We start from the raw sequence: 16,785 nt of genomic DNA on the forward strand, positions 1-16,785 counted from the left end.
CTCTGCATTTCCTATAGGCACGCAATCCGCTAGTAGCATCTGATCTCATGAGAATAGTCCTGACCGGCGCAGGGGGCTACATTGGCCTCCACACTTTGCGCGAGCTTCTCGAGGCTCGGCATCAAGTGACCGCTGTTGTACGATCGTCAGGGAAGCTAGGTCCCTTCGCGCGACATCCCCGGCTTACAATTTGCGAGATCGACCTCGAAGATGCAGTGCGCATTGCGGAGGTCATGCCGGGCCATGATGTCTGTGTTCATGGCGCCCTCATTTGGGGCGATCCTGGCGACGAACTGAAGTTGCGAGATACGTCCGTCGCCGCGAAGCTTTTCGAAGCCGCTGGCGATGCTGGTCTCACGCGTTGCATATATTTGTCATCGGTCGCTGTACACAGGCCGTTCTCTGGAGAAATGAGCGAGGATGATGGCCTCAGCGCGACCGATCTCTACGGTGCGACGAAGGCCGCAGGAGAGCTGTTTCTTCGCGCGGCGTGCGCGGGCCGTCGAATGACAGGCGTCGTGGTTCGTCCAGGCCCAGTGGTTGGTCCGCCAGCGTTTGCCGAGGCTTCCTTTCGCAGCGACGATCGCATCGCAGCAATGGTGGTCGCTGCAAAGGAAGGTCGTCCCCTCGAAGCCGCACGCGACGATGGGCGGCAATTCTCTGACGTGCGCGCGGTAGCAAAGGTCATCCGCGTCCTAGCCACGGCGGAAAGCCCCCACGCGACCTACATCTGTGTCGACCGAGACGTCATTGCTTGGGAACGAGTTGCGAGATTGGTCGTAGCGAGCCTGAACTCGCGAAGCGAGGTGCGTGTTAGCGCGCGTGAAACGCAAAGTCCGGTTCCCCGCTTCAGAACAGAACGGGTCGACCGTCTTATCGGCGGATCGTCTAGCGCAGAAGGAGCTCTGTTGGCGCACATTCGTTATCTCGCCAGAATAGCCGAGACCTGAGACGTCGATGAATCGTGGAGGCCGGCGACTTTCGGAATTGAAAGCCGCAGAACGAACGAGAGCTTTTGGCGCTCGAGGTCGAACGTCGGTTTTAGGCCGCCGACTCTCGCTCATGCTGAGGAGCCCGCGAAGCGGGCGTCTCGAAGCACGCGGAGCCATTCGGTTCCGCCTTCTCGAGCCCCTCGCGCTTCGAGACGGCGCCTGCGGCGCCTCCTCAGCATGAGGGGGATTTTAGGTCCGAGCGTCTCGAGAGACGAACGCCCCCGGCAACCTCAAAATCCGGCACGCGCCGGCCGCCGCCACAGCGCCGTCTCCCGCCTCGCGAATGAGCAGCGCCTGCGAGCGCGCCAGCTCGGTCAGCAGCGAGGAATCCTGCAAGGCCTGCGGCGTGGCGACGAGCCGGCCGGAAGCGTCGCGCGTGAGCGTCGCGCGCATATAGTCGCGCCTTCCCTTATTGGGCTTCAGCGGCGCGCCGGCGACGGCGGCCTCGGTCTCGTCCGCCCCGGCGCGCGGATCGCCCTGCAAGGCGCGAATGAGCGGGCCGAGGAAGACCAGCGCGCAGACGAAAGCCGCCACCGGATTGCCCGGCAGGCCTAGAATGCGCGCCTCGCCCAGCGTTCCATGGATCAGCGGCTTGCCCGGCCGCATGGCGATGCGCCAAAAATCGAGCGCCATGCCCTGGCGGGCGAGGGCCGGCCGCAGCAGATCGTGATCGCCGACCGAAGCGCCGCCCAGCGTCACCACAATATCTGCCTTGGCCGCGCGCGCCTGCTCGAGGCCTTTTTCCAGCTCGGCGATGTCGTCGCGGAAAATGCCGAGATCGATCACCTCGGCGCCGGCGGCTTCGGCGATGGCCGCCACCGCATAGGAATTGCAGGCGATGATTTGCGCCGGGCCGGGCTCGGCGCCGGGCGGAACCAGCTCGTCGCCCGAGGCGATCAGCGCCACGCGCGGGCGCCGCGCGACGGGAAGCAGCGGATGATTGATGGCGGCGGCGAGCGCCAGCTCGCTCGGGCCGATGCGCGTTCCGGCGAACAGTGCGGGATCGCCCTCTCGGAAATCGAGCCCGCGCGCGCGAATATGCCGGCCGGGCGGGGGAGGGGAGGCGGCGCCGACGCCAGCGGCGTCGATCGTGGCGTCCTCCTGCAGGAGGATCGTGTCCGCGCCGTCCGGCACGGGCGCGCCGGTGAAGATGCGCACGGTCTCGCCGGCGCCGAGCGCCGAGTGATAGCCATGGCCAGCGGCGCTCTCGCCGACGAGCGTCAGCCGCGCGCCGGGCGCCGCGAGCTCGGCGGCGCGCAGCGCATAGCCGTCCATGGCGGAGACCGCGACCGGCGGCTGCGTGCGGCGCGAGACGAGATCCTGCGCAAGAGTGCGGCCGAGCGCTTTGAAGAGCGGAACCTCCTCGTCGCCGGAGAGACGCGTCGCGCCGGCGAGCACGCGGGCGAGCGCTTCGTCCACGGACAGCAATTTGTCGTCAGCCATTTTTGTCCATTTCGTCGCGACGCCATTCGCCGGAGCGTCCGCCGCGCTTCTCGACCAGCTCGACGCCCTCGATGCGCATCCCGCGATCGACGGCCTTCAGCATGTCGTAGATCGTCAACAGAGCGACGCCGACCGCGGTCAGCGCCTCCATTTCCACGCCGGTCTTGCCCGTGACCAAGACTTCCGCCGTCGCGCGCACGCCGGGGAGATTGGCGTCCGGCTCGAGATCGACCGCGATCTTGGTGACGGGCAGAGGGTGACAGAGCGGGATCAGCTCATGCGTCTTCTTGGCCGCCATTATGCCGGCGACGCGGGCGACGCCGAACACATCGCCCTTCTTCGCCTGTCCCTCGACCGCGAGAGCGAGCGTCGCGGCGTCCATCACGATCTGTCCGCGGGCGATGGCGACGCGTTTCGTCTCCGCCTTGTCGGAGACGTCGACGATATGCGCCTCGCCCTTGTTGGAAAGATGCGTCAGCAAGCCCATTCTACGTGCGCGCCCGCCTGTGATCGCCCTTGACCGAGCCATGCAGCAGCTCGCGTGTCGCCGTCGTCACATCGTCCTTGCGAACGAGGCTCTCGCCGACGAGGAATGTGAAGACGCCGGCCTTCTCGAGCCGCAGGCAATCCTCATGGCTCGTTATGCCGCTCTCTGCGACGATGATTTTATCCTTGGGAATGCGCTCGGCGAGCCGCTCGGTCGTCTCCAGCGTGACGTCGAATGTATGCAGATTGCGATTGTTCACGCCGATGAGCCGCGTCTCCAGCGCCAGCGCGCGGTCGAGCTCTTCCTCATTATGCACTTCGACGAGAACGTCCATGCGCAGATCATGCGCCGTGGTGTTGAGGCGCTCGGCCTCCTCGTCGGAGACGGCGGCCATGATGATCAAAATGCAATCGGCGCCGTGGGCGCGCGCCTCGAACACTTGATAGGGATCGTAGAGGAAGTCCTTGCGAATCGCCGGCAGGTGAGCGGCCTTGCGCGCGGCCTCGAGATCCTCGAGCTTGCCCTGGAAGGAGGGGCCGTCGGTCAGCACCGAGAGGCAGGCGGCGCCGCCGGCTTCATAGGCGCGCGCCAGCGCCGGCGGGTCGAAATCATGGCGCAGCACGCCTTTGGAGGGGCTCGCCTTCTTGATTTCCGCGATTAGTGCGATGCGGCCCTCGGCGAGCTTGGCCTCGATCGCATGGACGAAGCCGCGCGGGGGATCGTGGTCGCGCACATTGCGCTCGAGCGTCGCCAGCGGCATACGCACTTTGGCGTCGTTGATCTCGGTCCGCTTATAGGCTTCGATCTTGCTCAGAATGTCGGTCATGCCGCTCACGGTCCTTCGCGTCTTCGAGAGGTTTTCTACCACGAAGACACGAAGGACACGAAGCATTTCCCGCCAGCGCGGCGGCGCGCCGCAGTCTTTTCCGGCGGCGCGGCGTCGTCACGCATTGGAGACGCGGATAAGCGCCTCGAGCTTCGCCTGTGCGGCGCCGCTGTCCAGCGCCCGCGCGGCGAGATTTGCGCCTTCGCGAAGATCGGCGGCCGCCCCGGCCACGACCAGCGCCGCCGCGGCGTTGAGCGCGGCGATATCGCGATAGGCGTCGCGCGCTCCCGCCAGCACGGCCCGCAGCGCGCTTGCGTTATGGGCGGGATCGCCGCCGACGAGCGCCTGCGGCTCGGCGCGCGTGAGGCCCGCTTCCTCCGGCGTCACCGTGAAGCTTCGGACGGCGCCGTCCTCGAGCGCGATGACGTGAGAGGGCGCGGTCGTCGTCAATTCGTCGAGCCCGTCCTCGCCATGGACGAGCCAGACGCGCTTGGAGCCAAGCTCCGCCAAGACGCGCGCCAGCGGCTCGAGCAGCGCGCGCGAGGAGACGCCGAGCAGCTGCTTTTCCACTCGCGCCGGATTGCACAGCGGGCCGAGCAGGTTGAAAATCGTGCGCAGGCCGAGTTCCCCGCGCACCGGCGCGGCATGGCGCATGGCGGGGTGATGCGTCGCCGCCGCCATGAAGCAAATACCTGTTTCCGAAAGGCAAAATGCGGCGTGCTCGGGCGTGACGCCGACCTTGACGCCGAGTTCCGCCAGCACGTCGCTGGCGCCGGAGCGGGAGGAGGCGGCTCTTCCGCCATGCTTGGCGACGCGCACGCCGCAGCCGGCGACGATGATCGCCGCCAGAGTGGAGACATTATAGGTGCCGGCGCCGTCGCCGCCCGTCCCGACAATGTCGATCGCATCTTGCGCGCCCGCGACCGGCGCCATCGCCGCGCGCATGGCCTCCGCCGCGCCGATGATTTCTTCCACCGTCTCGCCGCGCTGGCGCAGGCTCATCAGAAAGGCTCCGAGCTGCGCCGGCGTCGCGCCGCCTTCGAGCACGGTGGAGATCGCGGCGCGCGCCTCCTGCCGGGAGAGGGTCGCGCCGGCGGCGAGGGCTGCGAGATAGGGCTTGAGGTCGGTCACGGCCGAATGTCTCTGTTGAAGTAGAGCGAGCCTTCAGGCTCGCATTGGCTCACGCGACTTTGGCGGGGCGGCGCGTCGCGTTCCACTCCTGCGCGAGATCGAGGAAATTGCGCAAAATCTTGTGCCCATGCTCCGAGGTGATGCTCTCGGGATGGAATTGCACGCCATGCACGGGCGCGCTCTCGTGCGAGAGGCCCATGATGAGCCCGTCTGGAGTCTCGGCGGTGACGCGCAGGCAGGAGGGCAAGGTTTCGCGCGCGACGATCAGCGAGTGATAGCGCGTCGCCTGGAACGGCCCCTCTATGCCGCGGAAGATCGTCTCGCCCTTGTGCAATATGGTCGCCATTTTGCCGTGCACGGGCAGGGGCGCGCGGATCACATCGCCGCCGAACGACAGGCCGATGGACTGATGGCCGAGGCAGACGCCGAAAATCGGAATTTTCGCCCAGGCCGCTGCGATGAGATCGAGGCAGATGCCCGCCTCCTTGGGCGTGCAGGGACCGGGCGAGAGCACGATCGCCTCCGGGCCGGCGGCGAGCACTTCGGCGACCGAGACCGCATCGTTTCGCTTGACCGTCACCTCGGCCCCGAGCGAGCCGAAATAATGCACGAGGTTGAAGGTGAAGCTGTCGTAATTGTCGATGAGCGTGACTTTTGTCATTCGCGCGTGGGTCCGGTTCTCGGCGGCGTGGGCTGCTCGCCCGCCGCGGCTGGATTTTTTTCGGCTCTTCAGCCGCTCAAGTCAATTCATTCGCGCCGCTCGGCGGGGGAGCCGGCGCCTCTAGCCGCGCCGTCCGAGCCGCCAGTCCGGCCGCAGATTGGCGATCAGCATGATCTCGCCGATGCTCTGGCGCGTCAGCAGGCCGACGAGGACGCCATCGGCGTCCAGCACGCCCATGGCCGAGGCGCCGGCGAATTTCTCGATCGTCTCGTCGAGCGGCGCGGCCGCGCTCACGGTGGGGGCGTCGCGCTGCACATGGGGCGCGATCGGCGCGCTGCGGTCGTCGGCCTTCAGCGCCTCGATTATGTCCGAGCGGTCGAGCAGCCCCATGAAGCGGCCGTCCGCCGCGACCACCGGAAATTGGTCCTGCGAGGTGGCGAGCAGAGTCTCGACCGCCTCGCCGAGATCGGCGCCCCAGGCAATGGCGGCGATGCGGGTCTCCATGGCGTCGGCGACGGAGAGGCCGCGGGCAGCCTCGCTCGCCACGGTCATTTGCGCCTCGCCGCTGGCGGCGATGTAGACGAATATGGCGATGAAGACGAGGATGGGATTGCCGAACAGGCCCAAAAAGCCCAGGGCGAAGGCGAAGCCCTGGCCGATGAAGGCGGCGATGCGCGTCGCCTTGCCGCGCGGCAGCCACATTGCGAGCGCGGCGCGCAGCACGCGGCCGCCGTCCATGGGGAAGGCCGGGATCATGTTGAACAGCGCCAGAAACAGATTGGCGGCGGCGAGACGCGCGAGCACATTGAGATGCGGATCGTCGAGCTGCGCCAGCGTCTCCGGCTGGAAGGCGCCGAGCGCGATGAACAGCGCAGCGGCGATGACGACATTCACCGCGGGGCCGGCGAGCGCGACGAGCAATTCCTGATAGGGTTTTTCCGGCATATGGTCGAGATTGGCGACGCCGCCGATCGGCAGCAGCGTGACCTCGGTCGAGAAAATGCCGAAGCGCCGCGCCATCAGAATATGCCCGAACTCATGCAGCACGACGCAGGCGAAAATGAGCGTGATGAAGATCACGCTGTCGCGCGCCGCCGGCGCGCCGCCGCTGCGATAGGCGGAAAAGCCGATCCAGGCGAGCAGCAGCAGAAAAGTGATGTGAATGCGGACGGCCGTGCCCTTGAACGAGCCGAGCGTGAGCGACCAGCGCATGGAAGAGGCCCCTCTATCGACGTGACGACCGCGACGCCTATTCATAGCAGAAATCGTCGACATTCGGCCAAAAATCCCTGACATTCGGAAAAGAAAAAGGGCGATCGACGCGTGACGCGAAGATCGCCCGAGTGGAGCGGAGAAAGCTATCAGGAGAGGAGGAGACGTCAGAGGCGATAGCGAATCTGATCCGTCCAGAAGCGCTCGAGGCGCGTCAGAGCGGTGTTGACGGTGCGGAACTCCGCGGTCGAGACGCCGCCGATCTGCTCCACCGTCGTCGCGTGCTTCTCATAGAGAGCGGCGACGATGTCGTGAACCTCCTTGCCCTTGGGCGTGAGGCTGATGCGCACGGAGCGGCGATCGACGCGCGAGCGGGCATGGTGCAGATAGCCCATCTCGACGAGCTTTTTCACATTGTAGGAGACGTTGGAGCCGAGATAATAGCCGCGCGTGCGCAGCTCGCTCGCGGTGAGCTCCTTGTCGCCGATATTGTAGAGCAGCAGAGCCTGCACCGAATTGACGTCGCCACGATTGCGACGATCGAACTCGTCCTTGATGACATCGAGCAGGCGGCGGTGCAGACGCTCCACCAGCGTGAGGGATTCGAGATAGATCGGGCGAATTTCGTTGATCTTCTCCGCGCGGACCTGCGCCGCCTCGGTCTTCGACGCCGTATTCATGAACAAGCTCCGTCTCGTCTTTTGCGCCGGATATTCGATGTCCGGTCCGTGTCTCGATGGGCCAGAACCTATCCGCCGCGAATGAAGACCGCTTTAAACAACAGTCTGAATCCGTCGTTTACCTCCACTACCTTCGATGCGGTAAATAGCCAGTGAATCAAATTGTTAGAATTGCGTTAGGGGTGTTGCGCGCGCCGCTTCGCGCGTCTTACCCGAGCCGGGAGAAAAATGCGCGCGCCTTTCGCCCCATACGGCCGAGGCGGCCCTCGACAGCCTCGGCCTCGGGGACGCGCCGCCTGCGGCGCTTCTCGCGCAGGCGCTGCGCCTCATAATCGCGGCCGGCCTCGAAAGTGAGGAAGAAATAGAGGCCGATGAGCGCGAGATCGAGGGCGATGAGCCAATAGCCGCCCGCGAAAAATCCCGGCACGCTCAAGGTCACGAAGATTTGCGCGCCTGCGATGAGCAGCCACAGCACGCCGCCCCAGGGCGTCGCCAGCCAGAGCCCGACGCCGGCGACGAGATCGAGCACGGCGAAGAACACGATTGCGATGGCGGCGTTGGTCGGCGCCTCGTCGAATATGGGCCGGCTCGCAGCGAGCACGATCACCCATTGCATCACGCCTTGCAGCAGCCAGAACAGCGCCATAATGCGCATGAACAGCGTGAGCATATGGCCCCAGCGCGCCGCGTCGCCCGCAGCGCCGGCGTCGCCGAGACGGATCGGCCGGTGCGGGTCGTCCGCCTCCTCATAGAGCGTATGCTCCGTCACGCCGCGCCTCTCTCGCTCCGGCTCTACTGCCCGCGCCGCGCGCGCGTCGCGAAGCGCACGGCCTCCTCGGCGGCGCGGAACAGCGCCTTGGACTTGTTCACCGTCTCGCGATGCTCGTAATCGGGATCGCTGTCATAGACGACGCCGGCCCCCGCCTGCACATGCATCTTTCCATCTTTGACGATCGCCGTGCGCAGCACGATGCAAGTGTCCATCTGTCCGCCGGCGCCGAAATAGCCGATGCAGCCGCCATAAATGCCGCGCTTGTCCGTCTCCAATTCGTCGATGATCTCCATGGCGCGCACTTTCGGCGCGCCGGAGACAGTGCCCGCAGGAAAGCCGGCGGCGAGCGCGTCTATGCAGTCGCGCGCGGGATCGAGCGCGCCTTCGACATTGGAGACGATATGCATCACATGGCTGTAGCGCTCGATGGTGAAGCTGTCGGTCACGCGCACGCTTCCCGTCGCGGCGACGCGGCCGACGTCATTGCGTCCGAGATCGAGCAGCATCAAATGCTCGGCGCGCTCTTTCTCATCGGCGAGAAGATCGGCGGCGAGGCGCTCGTCCTCCGCCTTCACCGGGCTGCGCCAGCGCGTGCCGGCGATGGGGCGGATCGTCACCTTTCCTTCGGCGACGCGCACCAGAATCTCCGGCGATGAGCAGACGATCTGGAAGTCGCCGAAATTGAGAAAGCACAGAAAAGGCGCCGGATTGACGCGGCGCAGCGCGCGATAGAGCGCGAAGGCGGGCAGGGTGAAAGGCGCGGTGAAGCGTTGCGACAGCACGACCTGGAAAATATCGCCGGCGCGAATGTAGTCCTTGGCGCGCTCGACCATTTCCAGGAAACGCCCGGGCGTGGTGTTGGAGACCGGCTCCTCGGCGAGAAGATGCGGATCGGCCTCCGCCTCGCGCTGCTCGAGCGGCGCTTCCAATGTCGCGACCACCAAATCGAGCCGCGCGAGCGCCGCCTCATAGGCGGCCTTTGCGGAAACGCCGCCCGCGGGGCGCGCGGGCGTCACCACGATGATCTCGTCGCGCACATTGTCGAAGACGACCATGACGGTCGGCCGCAGCAAGATCGCATCGGGCACGCCGATCTTATCGTCCTTGGCCGGGGCGAGGCGCTCCATCAGCCGCACAGTGTCATAGCCGAGATAGCCGAACACGCCGGCCGCCATCGGCGGCAGATGCGCGACCTCGTCGATCGCGGATTCGGCGAGCAATTCGCGCAGGGCGTCGAGCGGCGGTTTCGCGCAGGGCTCGAAAGCATTCGCGTCGCGCAGCGCGCGGCGATTGATCTCGGCCTTCTCGCCATGGATGCGGAACACGATGTCGGGGTCGAGCCCGATCATCGAGTAGCGGCCGCGCGCGGCGCCGCCCTCGACCGATTCGAGCAGGAAGACATTGGCCGTCCGCGCGCGCGTCAGCTTCAGATAGGCCGCGACCGGCGTCTCCAGATCGGCGACGAGCCGCGTCGCCACTAGGCCGGCGCGGCCCGCCTCATGGGCGGCGGCGAATTCGTCGAACGAAGGTTCGGACAATGCGCTCACTGGTTCTGATCCGCTCCGCCGGTCGCCGCCTGCAACGCATGTTCGTTGATCGACACGTTGAAGACCTTCTCGAGCGCGCCGACATATTGCTCGAGTATGTCATTGGTGAAGGCCGGCCGCAGCTGGTCCGCCGCCGCCTTGGCCTCGATGGAGGCGGGATCATAGGCCGGCGTCGTCGCGCTCTTCACCTGGAAGACGAGGCGCCCGCCATCGACCGCGGCGGAGCCGGCGCCCTTGGACGGCGCGTCGAAAATGGCGACGATCGCCGCGGTCGACAGCTCGGGATGCGGCGCGCGCTTCACATCGCTCAAATGCCGCGTCTCGGCGCCGGCGCCCTTGGCGACGTCCTCTATCGCCTTGCCGGCGCGCAGCTCCGCGGTCAGCGCCTCGGCGCGCTCGGTCAGCGCCTTCTGCTGCTTCTCGCCGCGCAGAGCGGTCTCGACCGCCTCCTTCACCTCGGCGAAGCTGCGCTGGCGCGCCGGCTCCACCTTGGCGATCTCGAACCACACATAGCCGCCGTCGCGCGTCGGCACAGTGTCATTGTCGACGCCGACATCGGAGGCGAAAATCGCCTTCAGCAGATCCTCGGAGCCGAAGAGGCCGGCGATCTCCTTGCCGGCGGGATCGAGTCCGGTCGAATCCGCCGCCTCGATCGTCGCGACGTCGAGGCCGGCCGATTTGGCGGCCTCGGCCAGCGTCTTGCCGCCGGTGCGCTGATCCTCGATCGAGTCGTGCAGCGTGCGCACGGACGGAGCGGCGCGCTGTTGCGCGATCTCGCGGCGCAGCTCGTCGGCGGTCTCCTCGAAGCTGCGCGTGAAGACGCTGGGGGTGATCTTCTCGACCTGGAGAATGGCGAAGCCGAACGCCGTCTGAACCGGGCCGACGAAGCCCGGCTCGCGCGAGGCGAAGACCTTTGCGGCGATCTGCCGGTCGCCGAGGTCGCGCTCCTCGAGCAAGCCGAGGTCTATGTCCTTTTGCGAGAGCTTGCGCTCTCCCGCCAGCGCGTCGAAGGAGAGGCCGCCCCTCAGCCGCTCGAGCGCCTTATCGGCTTCGTCTTTCGAGGCGAAGAGAAGCTGGCGCAAATGGCGCTTCTCCGCCGTGCCGTAGCGCTTGGCCTTCACCTCGTCATAGAGCTTGCGAACCTCCGCCTCGCTCACCTCCTGCGGCTTGGCGAGCGAAGCCGGCGTCACGGCGAGCAGAGCGAGCTTGCGATATTCGCGGGCGCGAAAGCTCTGCTCGCGATCGTCGAAATATTTCTTCAGCTCCTCCTCGCCGGGCTTGGCGATCTCGCCAGCGGCCGCGGCGGGGAGAAGGAAATAATCGATCTCGCGAACCTCGTTGCGGAAGCGATGCAGCGCCTCCAGCACCAGAGGCGGCGGCTCCATGCCGGCGACGATGGAATCGGTCAGCTCCTTGCGCAGATAGCCGCCCTTCTGCTCGGCGAGGAAGCTGCGCTCCGTATAGCCGGCGTCGCGAATGAGCTGCTTGAAGCGGTCGGAGTCGAATTTGCCGGTCGGGCCCTTGAAGACATTTTCATCGCGGGTGAGGCGCAAGGTCTCGTCTTCGGAAATGGCGAGGCCGAGCGCTTTCGTCTTCTGGTCGAGCGACAGATCGGTGATCATGCGCTGGAGCACCTGCTGGTCGAGCCCGAAGCGGCGCGCCTCCTCATTGGTGATGGCGCGGCGAGCGCGCTGCTGCAGGCGGCGCAGCTCATTCTGATAGGCGCTGCGATAGGCGTCGACCGAAATTTCGCCCGCGCCCACTTTGGCGAGCCGCGTGGAGGTGAAGCCGCGGAACACGTCGCCTATGCCCCACACCGCGAAGCTCAGCGCGATGAAGCCCATGACGAGCCCGAGGACGATGCGGCCGATCCGATGTTGCGAGGCGATGCGAAGGCCTTCCAGCATGATTTGGGGCTTCCCTTGGGCGTTGCGGTCTCCGGCTCTTTCGTGCGCTCACGGCCGGAATTGGCGCGGACTATAGGTAGCGTCGCCTCCACTTGCAATCTTGCGCTCCGCCGCCCCTTCGGGCGGGCTCTGGCGCGGCGGCGCGCGGCGTGGGCCGAGGGAACCGACCCGCTTCCCGCACGTTGTGACGCCCTGGGGGGCCGCCGCGGGCGCTGGCTCGCGATACGGGAGTGTGCATATGAACCTCACGAATCTGACCATGGGCGCGGTCGCGCTCGGATTGCTCGCCATCTCTCTACCGACGATGACGGCTCCGGCGCTGGCGCTGCCCTCGGCGGTTCCGGCGCTCGCCGCCGGCGCGGCCTCAGATATCGCCAAGGCTCGTTATCAGGACTATCCGGGCGCGCGCGCCTCCAAGGCGACGAAAGGTCGCTCCTCGGCGCCGTCTCAGAAATATTCCAAATCCGGCGCCGCCTCCGGCAAGGCGCGCATGGCCGGCCAGAGCGGATCGCAGGGGCGCTCGGCGATCCAGGGCCGCTCCTCCTCCAGTCAGGGCCGCTCCGATAATCAGGGGCGGTCACAGCAGTGGCGCTCCTCGGTCGGCGGCCATGGCATAGCGCCCTATAGCGACATTCCGCATCGCGCCATGAAGCATCGCGCGCACTGACGAAGCGCTTCGACGCGCATCGTTCCGGCCGTCGGACGCGTCTCGCGCCGGCGGCCACGCGCGCTTAACGCGCCGTTAACCATGGGCGCGGACACTCGGACCACTGAGACATCGCCTCGGCGTCGCTCAGGAGGTCCTTCATGTGGACGGCAGCGGCGCGCCGCCTAGCGCCCCCTTCGCGGCCCAATGGCCTTCGGATTCTCGGCGTCATCGTCGCGTCCGTCTGCGCGGGCGCGGCGGCCGGCTTTTTTCTCGGCTCGCGCACCGGCGTCAAGACCGCGCTGCAGGCCGCGCAGAGCATAGACGGCCAGACCCTCGCCAAGGCGCTCGACTGGAAGCCCGAAGTCTCCTTCGGGATCGAGCAGCGTCGCGAGATCGCCCGCCTGCTCGACGAGGCGCGGGCGACGCGCGCGCTGATCGAATCGCTTCGCCACGACGAGGAGGCGCTGCGCGCCGGCGTGCGGCTGCGCGCGCTGGAGACGGCGCGCGATTTCGGCGCCGCGCGGCTGGAGCAGATCGAGCAGCGGCTCGACCGGCTCGACGGCGCGCGCATCGATCCCGCGCCGACCGGCTCCCTGCCCAAGGGCGAGGCCCGCCGCGAGTCCCGCGTCGCGCCGATGGGGACGCGGTGATCGCGCTCGCGCCGGCCCGGCGCCGATTTTCGGCGATCCCGCCCGGCGGCGACACGCAATTGTCATAAGGCTTGGCCATTGGACGGCGGCGCGTGGCTTTTTCCGTCTCTGCGGAGATGACGGCGATATCCGGCTGTGCGACATGCTGTCCCGCCGGAGCCCCAGCCGCCGGCCATCCCTGCGCCTCGCTTCGCCGAAAGCCTTCGATCATGCTGAATCGTTTCGTCGCGCTCACCTCGCTCGGCCGCCGCACTCTGCCCAATCTGTGGGATTTCGTCGCTCTCGCGCTCGTCCTCGGCGTTTTCGCGCTCGCCGCGCTGGGCTGGCGCGGCATGGCGCTGCCGCTCGAGGCGCCGGAGACGGCGCAATTGTCGCTCGATTATTGGGAGCTGCCCTATTACGGCCTGCGCACGACGCTGCGCATGTTCGCGGCGATCGGCTTCTCGCTGCTCTTCACGCTGGTCTACGCCACGCTCGCCGCCAAGAGCCGGCGCGCCGAGATGATTCTGGTGCCGCTGCTCGATGTGCTTCAGTCGGTGCCGGTGCTCGGCTTTCTCTCCTTCACGGTGACGTTCTTTCTCGGCCTCTTCCCCGGCTCGACGCTCGGGGCGGAGGGCGCGGCGATCTTCGCCATCTTCACCAGCCAGGCTTGGAACATGGCCTTCTCCTTCCACCAGTCGCTGCGCACCGTGCCGCGCGATCTCGACGAGGTGGCCAAGGGCTTCGGCCTCACGCCCTGGCAGAAATTCTGGCAGCTCGAGGCGCCCTTCGCGATGCCCGGACTCATCTGGAACATGATGATGTCCATGTCCGGCGGCTGGTTCTTCGTCGTCGCCTCGGAGGCGATCACCGTCGGCGACGTGAATGTGCGGCTGCCGGGCGTCGGCTCCTATCTCGCGCTGGCGATCGAGAGCAAGCGCATCGATTGCGTCGCGGCGGCGGTGGTCGCGGTGGCGCTCATCATTCTGGCCTATGACCAATTGCTGTTTCGGCCCATCGTCGCCTTCTCGGGCAAGTTCCGAGTCGAGCTCTCCGCCTCGCAGGACGAAGCCGAGAGCTGGGTGCGCGATCTCTTCGTGCGCACGCGGTGGCTGCGCGCCGCGGCCGCCTGGCCGGCTTCGCTGCTGCGCCGCGCCTCGCTGTGGAAAATGGCCTTGCCCTACGCGGCGCCGCGCCTGCCGGAGAGCCGCCGCGGGGCGGTGGTCTTCGATGTCGTATGGTTCGCGGCCGTCGGCGCGGCGCTGCTCTTTTCGCTGTCGCTGGTGTTCGAATTTCTGCGCAGCGCGGTCAGCCTCGAGGATTTCCGCCATGCGCTGCTGCTGACCTTCTACACGCTGATCCGCGTCGTCGTGCTGATCGCGCTCGCCACGCTGGTCTGGGTTCCGATCGGCGTCTTTGTGGGCCTGCGTCCGCGCATCGCCGAGAAAATCCAGCCGCTGGCGCAATTTCTGGCGGCCTTTCCGGCGAATGTCCTCTTCCCCATCGCCGTCATCGGCATTCTCACCTTCCGGCTCGATCCCGACATATGGCTGTCGCTGCTGATCATCTTCGGCACGCAATGGTACATATTGTTCAATGTCATCGCCGGCGCCTCGGCTTTCCCGAACGATCTCCGCGAGGTCTCCGCCAATTTCGGCATTCGCGGCTTCGCCTGGTGGAAGAACGTCATTCTGCCGGCGATCTTCCCCTATTACGTGACCGGCGCGCTCACCGCCTCGGGCGGCTCGTGGAACGCCGCCATCGTCGCCGAATATGTGAAATGGGGCGACGACACGATCGAGGCGCAGGGCATAGGCGCCTATATTGCCGCGGCGACCGCGGCCGGCGACTATCCCAAGATCGTGCTCGGCGTCTCGCTGATGAGCGTCGTCGTCATTTTGTTCAACCGTCTCTTCTGGCGCCAATTGTTCGGCTTCGTCGAACGGCGCCTGCGCCTGTCCTGAAGGGTTCCGCCATGTCCGCGACGAAAGCGCCTCTGCTCGAGCTCCGCAATGTCTTCCAGGCCTATGGCCGCTCTTCCGGCGAAAAAGGCCCGATCGTTCTCGACGATATCTCGCTGCGGCTCGACGATGGCGAGATCGTCGGCCTGCTCGGACGTTCCGGCTGCGGCAAATCCTCGCTGCTGCGCATCGTCTCCGGCCTGGCGCGGCCGACCGGCGGCGAGGTTCTCTATCGCGGCGAGAAAGTGGCCGGCCCGGTCGATGGCGTCGCCATGGTGTTTCAGAGCTTCGCCCTGTTTCCCTGGCTCTCCGTGCTCGCCAATGTGGAGCTCGGCCTGCGCGCCAAAGGCGTGCGCGAGGCGGACGCTCGCCGCCGCGCGCTGAAGGCGATCGACATCATCGGCCTCGACGGCTTCGAGAACGCTTTTCCCAAGGAGATTTCCGGCGGTATGCGCCAGCGCGTCGGCTTCGCGCGCGCCCTCGTCGTCGCGCCCAATATTCTCTTGATGGACGAGCCTTTCTCGGCGCTCGACGTGCTGACCGCGGAAACCTTGCGCACCGATCTCCTCGATCTGTGGGTGGAAGGCCGGATGCCCATCAAATCCATACTGATGGTCACGCACAACATCGAGGAGGCGGTGCTGATGTGCGACCGCATCGTGGTGCTCTCCTCCAATCCCGGCCGCATCGCCGCGGAAATTCGCGTGACGCTGGCGCATCCGCGCAATCGGCTCGATCCGGAGTTCCGCCAGCTCGTCGACCAGATCTATGCGCTGATGACGCGCCGCGCTGAGCCGGCGAAGATGCGGGAGTCGACCTTCCCGGGCCTCGGCCTCGGCATGGCGCTGCCCACCGTCTCGACCAACACGCTCGCCGGCATGATCGAGGAGGTGGCGGCGCCGCCTTATGACGGCAAGGCCGATCTGCCGACGCTCGCCGACAGTCTGCAGCTCGAGATCGACGAGCTCTTCCCCGTCGCCGAGACTTTGCAGCTGCTGCGCTTCGCCGAGCTCGCCGAGGGCGACATAAGGCTGACGACGGCCGGCAAGCGCTTCGCGGAGATGGACGTCGACCAGCGCAAGAAGCTGTTCGGCGACCATTTGCTCGCTTATGTGCCGCTGGCGCAGCGCATCCGCCGCGTGCTGGACGAGCGGCCGTCGCATTACGCGCCCGCCACGCGCTTCCGCGAGGAGCTCGAGGATTACATGAGCGAGGACTATGCGGAGATGACGCTGCGCAGCGTCACCACCTGGGGCCGCTATGGCGAGATTTTCGCCTATGACGAAGGCGCGCAGGCCTTCAGCCTGGAAAATCCGCAATAGGGGCGCGCGTCACCGCACGCGGTTGAGTTGCCCGCGCAGCTCGCCTTCCGGATGCTTGGCCGAATGGATGTTGAAATACCATTGGCCGTCTTCGAGCTGCTTGACCTGCTTGGCGTCGAGCGTCGCCGAGCCCTGGAATGTCTCCTCCAAGGCCTCGACCGGCAGCACCGGCGCGGCTTTCTCGCCGGCCTTGGCGGGCCCGTGGAAATGCGCCTTCAGCTCCTGGCCCTCGAGACCGACAAAATAGCCCTTCCAGCTGATTTTCCGTGTCTTCGGGTCCAGCGTCACGGCGATGGAGCCGACGCCCTTGCTCGCGCTCGGCGGAGTTTCCGCGCCGCCGGAGAGATCGCCCTTGAACATCTGCACTTCGGCGAAAGCGGGCGAGGACGCGACGGCGAGTGCGACCGCGAGCGCGAGCGATGCATTCCTGGACATTTGTGGACCTCCTGTGTCAAATGGCGGAAACAGCGCCCCCGAGGGCTTGCCACCTAACGCGCCCGCGCGACGCTTCAAGCCGCCCGCCCGAGCCTTTGCGGCTGCGGCGCGAGAGCAGATCGTGCGGCGGC

General features: G+C 66.6%; 16 protein-coding genes. 5 read left to right on the forward strand and 11 right to left on the reverse strand.

Annotation, left to right across the window (positions count from 1 at the left end; all coding sequences use genetic code 11):
* Positions 1–47 precede the first annotated feature (47 nt).
* Complete coding sequence (locus tag KP010_RS20300) at positions 48–950, forward strand: NAD(P)-dependent oxidoreductase (protein WP_216281421.1); 903 nt, start codon at positions 48–50, stop codon at positions 948–950.
* A gap of 231 nt (positions 951–1,181) precedes the next feature.
* On the opposite strand, the gene glp is transcribed toward KP010_RS20300, so the two are convergent.
* The 10 genes from glp to KP010_RS20350 form a co-directional block, all read right to left on the reverse strand.
* Complete coding sequence (gene glp / locus KP010_RS20305) at positions 1,182–2,435, reverse strand: gephyrin-like molybdotransferase Glp (protein ID WP_216281423.1); 1,254 nt, start codon at positions 2,433–2,435, stop codon at positions 1,182–1,184.
* The gene (gene moaC / locus KP010_RS20310) at positions 2,428–2,922 is read right to left on the reverse strand and encodes a cyclic pyranopterin monophosphate synthase MoaC (protein WP_142861822.1); all 495 of its coding nucleotides are present in this window, start codon (positions 2,920–2,922) and stop codon (positions 2,428–2,430) included. The genes glp and moaC overlap by 8 nt, the downstream gene beginning before the upstream one ends.
* Before the next feature lies 1 nt (position 2,923).
* Entirely contained in the window at positions 2,924–3,748 is an 825-nt protein-coding gene (trpC, locus tag KP010_RS20315) for an indole-3-glycerol phosphate synthase TrpC (protein WP_142861823.1), read from the reverse strand.
* Between the two features lie 117 nt (positions 3,749–3,865).
* The gene (gene trpD, locus KP010_RS20320; RefSeq protein ID WP_142861824.1) at positions 3,866–4,879 is read right to left on the reverse strand and encodes an anthranilate phosphoribosyltransferase; all 1,014 of its coding nucleotides are present in this window, start codon (positions 4,877–4,879) and stop codon (positions 3,866–3,868) included.
* A 49-nt stretch (positions 4,880–4,928) separates the two neighbouring features.
* Positions 4,929–5,540 (reverse strand): aminodeoxychorismate/anthranilate synthase component II, encoded by a 612-nt coding sequence (locus tag KP010_RS20325; protein ID WP_024880414.1) that lies wholly within the window; start codon positions 5,538–5,540, stop codon positions 4,929–4,931.
* A 120-nt stretch (positions 5,541–5,660) separates the two neighbouring features.
* Positions 5,661–6,752, reverse strand: a complete 1,092-nt coding sequence (locus KP010_RS20330) for a site-2 protease family protein (protein ID WP_108917379.1) — start codon at positions 6,750–6,752, stop codon at positions 5,661–5,663.
* A 167-nt stretch (positions 6,753–6,919) separates the two neighbouring features.
* On the reverse strand, positions 6,920–7,432 hold the full coding sequence (gene ldtR / locus KP010_RS20335) for a transcriptional regulator LdtR (protein ID WP_108917380.1): 513 nt from the start codon (positions 7,430–7,432) through the stop codon (positions 6,920–6,922).
* A gap of 208 nt (positions 7,433–7,640) precedes the next feature.
* On the reverse strand, positions 7,641–8,201 hold the full coding sequence (locus tag KP010_RS20340; RefSeq protein ID WP_142861825.1) for a DUF6163 family protein: 561 nt from the start codon (positions 8,199–8,201) through the stop codon (positions 7,641–7,643).
* Between the two features lie 23 nt (positions 8,202–8,224).
* On the reverse strand, positions 8,225–9,742 hold the full coding sequence (trpE, locus tag KP010_RS20345) for an anthranilate synthase component I (protein ID WP_185966397.1): 1,518 nt from the start codon (positions 9,740–9,742) through the stop codon (positions 8,225–8,227).
* 5 nt (positions 9,743–9,747) lie between these two features.
* On the reverse strand, positions 9,748–11,658 hold the full coding sequence (locus KP010_RS20350; RefSeq protein WP_216281425.1) for a SurA N-terminal domain-containing protein: 1,911 nt from the start codon (positions 11,656–11,658) through the stop codon (positions 9,748–9,750).
* Between the two features lie 238 nt (positions 11,659–11,896).
* Here KP010_RS20350 and KP010_RS20355 point away from each other — a divergent pair, with 238 nt between their 5' ends.
* The 4 genes from KP010_RS20355 (at position 11,897) to KP010_RS20370 (ending at position 16,219) form a co-directional block, all read left to right on the forward strand.
* A complete protein-coding gene (locus tag KP010_RS20355) occupies positions 11,897–12,325 on the forward strand; it encodes a hypothetical protein (RefSeq protein ID WP_142861828.1) in 429 nt (142 codons plus the stop codon).
* A 140-nt stretch (positions 12,326–12,465) separates the two neighbouring features.
* A complete protein-coding gene (locus KP010_RS20360; protein WP_142861829.1) occupies positions 12,466–12,957 on the forward strand; it encodes a hypothetical protein in 492 nt (163 codons plus the stop codon).
* 209 nt (positions 12,958–13,166) lie between these two features.
* Positions 13,167–14,900: an ABC transporter permease subunit gene (locus tag KP010_RS20365; RefSeq protein WP_216281427.1), complete on the forward strand. Its 1,734-nt coding sequence runs from the start codon at positions 13,167–13,169 to the stop codon at positions 14,898–14,900.
* A gap of 11 nt (positions 14,901–14,911) precedes the next feature.
* Positions 14,912–16,219 carry an AAA-associated domain-containing protein gene (locus tag KP010_RS20370; RefSeq protein ID WP_108917387.1) on the forward strand — a complete coding sequence of 436 codons (1,308 nt, stop codon included), beginning with the start codon at positions 14,912–14,914 and terminating at the stop codon, positions 16,217–16,219.
* Between the two features lie 9 nt (positions 16,220–16,228).
* On the opposite strand, the gene KP010_RS20375 is transcribed toward KP010_RS20370, so the two are convergent.
* A complete protein-coding gene (locus KP010_RS20375; protein ID WP_142861831.1) occupies positions 16,229–16,654 on the reverse strand; it encodes a CHRD domain-containing protein in 426 nt (141 codons plus the stop codon).
* Positions 16,655–16,785 lie beyond the last annotated feature (131 nt).

The organism is Methylosinus sp. KRF6 (assembly GCF_018887255.1).
GTDB classification, from domain to species: domain Bacteria; phylum Pseudomonadota; class Alphaproteobacteria; order Rhizobiales; family Beijerinckiaceae; genus Methylosinus; species Methylosinus sporium.